The organism is Streptomyces sp. NPDC005899, assembly GCF_040629645.1.
GTDB lineage: Bacteria > Actinomycetota > Actinomycetes > Streptomycetales > Streptomycetaceae > Streptomyces.
In genome coordinates this window covers 1-3,928 of the sequence record NZ_JBEXWB010000471.1, presented here as the reverse complement: position 1 = coordinate 3,928, position 3,928 = coordinate 1, and the positions used below count along the sequence as shown (strand labels likewise).

The following is a 3,928-nucleotide window of genomic DNA, read 5'->3' as shown; positions in this document are numbered from 1 at the left end:
CCCCGCACCGGGCCCGAGGGCTCCGGTGCGGGGCAGCCCGCCGCCGTCACCTCAGGCCGAAGGCCCTGATGATCTCCTGGTCGACGGCGAGGCCGCCGCCGGCTTCGGCGTGCGCCTTGAGCGAGACGAACGACGCTCCCGCGCGAGGCGTCCTGAACCGGGCGGTCCACGCGCCGTCCGCACGCTTGCTCAGCCCCACCGCGCTCCAGGTGGCCCCGTCGTCGTAACTGACCGACAGCGAAGCCTTCCTGGCACGCACCGCCCCCTTCAGCCACTCCTGGGTGCCGGAGGCCAGGCCGATCTCGGTCCACTTCCCGGCGTCGGCGTCCCCCGCGAGGTCGGTGTCGACGTCGTAGTCCAGCTGGAGCATCGGGATGTCGGCCTGCGACGGGCCGCCGGCGTCGAGCGCGCCCGACTCGAACTCCCACGAGCTGTGCGTGCGGGTGGAGGTCTTCCAGACGTCACCGTCGCGGGCGGAGTCGACGACCAGCCGGTACGGCGTCCGGGCGGCGGGCAGGTCCCCCGCGTAACCGGCGCGGCCGGCGCCCTGTTCGAGCAGCCTGCCACCCTGGTAGAAGGCGTACGAGGTGGTGTCGTACTCGTCCGCGGGCATGGAGCCGGAGTGCCCCGCGCCAGAGTCCGTCCACGGGGTGATGTTGAACTGCACGTCGTTGTTCACCGTGCGGAAGGGGCCCCAGAACCCCGTACCGAGGCGCGGGCGGGTGACCGGTGCGAACCACTCGGCGCGGTAGGTGCGGCCCGCCGTGTAGTCCAGGTTCCCGCTGCGCATCTCGGCGGCGGTGTCGGAGGCGGCGGCGTTCATGAGCGAGTGGTTCTCGTACCAGTAGGAGTCGCCCGGCAGGGGGGTCACCCACTCGGTGCGGGTGCCCGGGAACCTCTCGTACTCCTCGAAGCCGACGCCGGGGCCGTAGTCCGGGATGTCGTAGCGGTAACCGGCGCCCACGGTGTCCCGGTGGCCGTAGTACGTGTTGACGACCTCGGCGAGTCGCCGCTCGGCCGGGGCGAAGGCCAGGGAGCGGTCCGGGACGGCCCCGTCGTGACGGTCCACCAGGTCGTAGACGTACGAGGCGAACCTCTTCTGGTCGACCGCGAGCTTCCTGCCGCGCTGCGCCGCCGCGATCAGCGTCCCGCCCGCGGACCTGCGCACCGAGGCGACCGGGATGGCGGTCTGCTCGCCGTAGGGCACGTAGCTCTCCATCGCGACCCCGCGGCCGTCGTTGACGACGAACAGCGCCTTCGCGCCGGCCGCGACCGCGTTCGCCAGCCGCTCGGCGGGCGGGACGGTGTCGCTGCGCGTGACGACGACGGCCCTGCCCCTGACGCTGCGGCCCTTGTAGTCGGCCGCGGCGCCCACGCCCGCGTAGACACCGGTGAGCTGCTGTTCGCTGTCCTCGGCGACGACCGAGCCGCCCTGCACGGTGACCGGGACGTCGTGGCCGTCGGCCGTCAGGTCGATCAGCTCCTCGCCCTGGCGCCAGCGGGTCAGGAAGCTGAAGCCGCCCTGGGTGACCTTCTTCGTGGGGGCGGCCCACAGCTGGTCGTAGGTCAGCGGGATCTGGAAGACGTCGCGCTGGACGGTGCCGTCCGGGGCCGTGCGCGCCATGTCGTACCGGACCTGCCGCGTCTCCGTCTCCCTGGGGGTGCGCACGCTCACCTTGTGGGCCTTCGACGCGTCCAGGGTGACCGTGGTGGGCCTGTCCAGGATGGTCTCCGGGGCCGCGAGGAAGGCGACGGCCTTGGAGTCCGCGGTGTCACCGTCGATGTCGGCGGAGGTCCAGGCGGTGTAGTTGCCCGGGGGCAGCCGCAGGGTGGTGTCGCCGGGGACCGCCACGACACCCAGGTTCGGGTCGCCGAGCTGCGCGATGACGACGTTGCCGTCCATCGGCGCACCCGAGCGGTCCCGGAGCCGCAAAGTCAGGTCGTAGAGCTCCTGCTCCTTGTACAACGCGAAACCGGTGTGCGCGACGACCGTGCCGGCCGCGTCCTTCGCGACGACCTGCCCGGAGAACTCCGTGTCGTTCGGTACACCGGAGGGGTCCAGCGACAGCACCGCCCGGGCGCTGGAGCCCGCCGGGACGGTCAGCGTGGACGCGGAGAGGGTGTAGGCGGCGGAGTCCGCGTCGGTGGCCAGGCTCAGGGTGACGTCCCGGTCCCCGGTGTTGCGGTAGGTGATCGTGCGCTCGGCGACCGGGTCGGACGCGGAGTGCGGCCAGTCGTAGGACGCCACCTCGACGGAGCCGGTGGCCTCGATCGTCGTGTCGATCGCCGCCTTCACGTCCAGCCGGCCGGTGCCCTGCTCGTACGGGGTGTGCGCGGGCAGCTGCTTCGAGGAGGCCATCAACGCGTCCTTGACGCGCTGACCGGACCAGTCGGGGTGCCGCTGCTTCAGGACGGCCGCGGCTCCCGCGACGTGCGGGGTGGCCATCGACGTACCGGACATCTGCCGGTACATGCCGTCGGCGCCGGGCACCGCCTGCGAGGCGGCGGCCTCGATGTCGACGCCGGGCGCCGACAGGTCGGGCTTCAGGCCGTACGACCTCACCAGCGGGCCCATCGAGGAGAAGTCCGCGCGGTCGTCCTGCTTGTCCACGGCGGCGATGGTGAGCGCGCTCGCGGCGGATCCGGGTGATCCGATGGTGCCGGCGCCGTAGGCGTTGCCGGCGGCGATCACGAACAGGGGGCCGCCGTCGGCGGACAGGGCGTCGACGGCCTGCGCCATCGGGTCGGTGCCGTCGTCCGGGACGCTGGAGCCGAGGCTCATGGAGACGACGTCGGCCCCTTCGGCCTTCGCCCACTCCATGGCCTCGATGATGCCGGAGTCGGCGCCGGACCCCTCGTCGCCGAGGACCTTGCCGACGATCAGGTCGGCGGCGGGTGCGACACCCTTGGCGGCACCGCCCGATGCCGCGCCCGACCCGGCGATCGTGGAGGCGACGTGCGTGCCGTGGCCGTTCCTGTCGACGACCTCCTCGCCCGGGACGAAGCTCCTGGCCTGCTTGACACGGTCCTTGACGTCCGGGTGCGTGGCGTCGATGCCGGTGTCCAGCACGGCGACGGTGACGCCCTTGCCGTCGAAGCCGGCGGCCCACGCCTGCGGGGCGTTGACCTGCGGCACCGAGTCCTTCAGGGTGGCCTGGGCCTTGCCGTCGAGCCAGAGCTTCGCGATGCCGTCGCCCGGTGACCGTCCCTTCGCGGTACGGAAGACGTCGCTCCAGAACGCGCGGGCGTCGTCCTTGTCGGCCGTGAGCGCCGCACCGTGGATCGACTCCAGCCGGCGGACGGCCTCGCTGCCGCGCGGCGCCGCGGGCAGCGAACGCGCCGCTCCCGCGGGGTAGGTGGCGATCAGCGGGATGCCGTCGGAGCGCTCGTCGTCGTAGCCCATTTCGACCAGCGCGGAGACGTTGAAGAGGCGGCGGTCCAGCTTCCCCGCCGCGATGAGGGCACCGGCCTCGTCGGGCAGGACGTGGACGTCGCCCCCGGCCTGCTGCACGTGGACCCCGCCGGTCGCGCCGTCCGGCCGGTCCACCGTGACGGTGTCCTGGTCGCCCGCGCCGTCCGAGTAGTGGACGACGTCGCCGGTGACGAGGGTGATGTCGTAGTCACGGGCCGGGGCGGTGGGGCCGGCCCCGGCGGACGGAGACTGCGCGGCGGCGGTGGCGGAGCCCGTCGCGGGGAGCATGACGCCGCTCACGAGGGCGACCGAGGTCGCTATGAGCAGAGCCCTGCGTCCCGCGCGAGCGGGTCTCGCCCGGCCGGGGACGGCGGAGAGGGAAAGTGTCATGCAGCTGATCTACCGGTAAATCCGGGGTCGCAGGTGGCCTGCGCCCTGGCGTGAAACCGCCGTGGCGGCTACCCGCCCGCGACGGCGGCCGGCGGCGGCCCGCTCCGGCGGGGCCGGGCGAGCGGC

The 3,928-nt window shown here is 73.2% G+C and carries 1 protein-coding gene; it reads right to left on the bottom strand.

The genetic code is table 11. The features are described 5' to 3' along the window. Positions 1-46 precede the first annotated feature (46 nt). On the bottom strand, positions 47-3,802 hold the full coding sequence (locus ABZ371_RS30055) for a S8 family serine peptidase (RefSeq protein ID WP_358685508.1): 3,756 nt from the start codon (positions 3,800-3,802) through the stop codon (positions 47-49). Positions 3,803-3,928 lie beyond the last annotated feature (126 nt).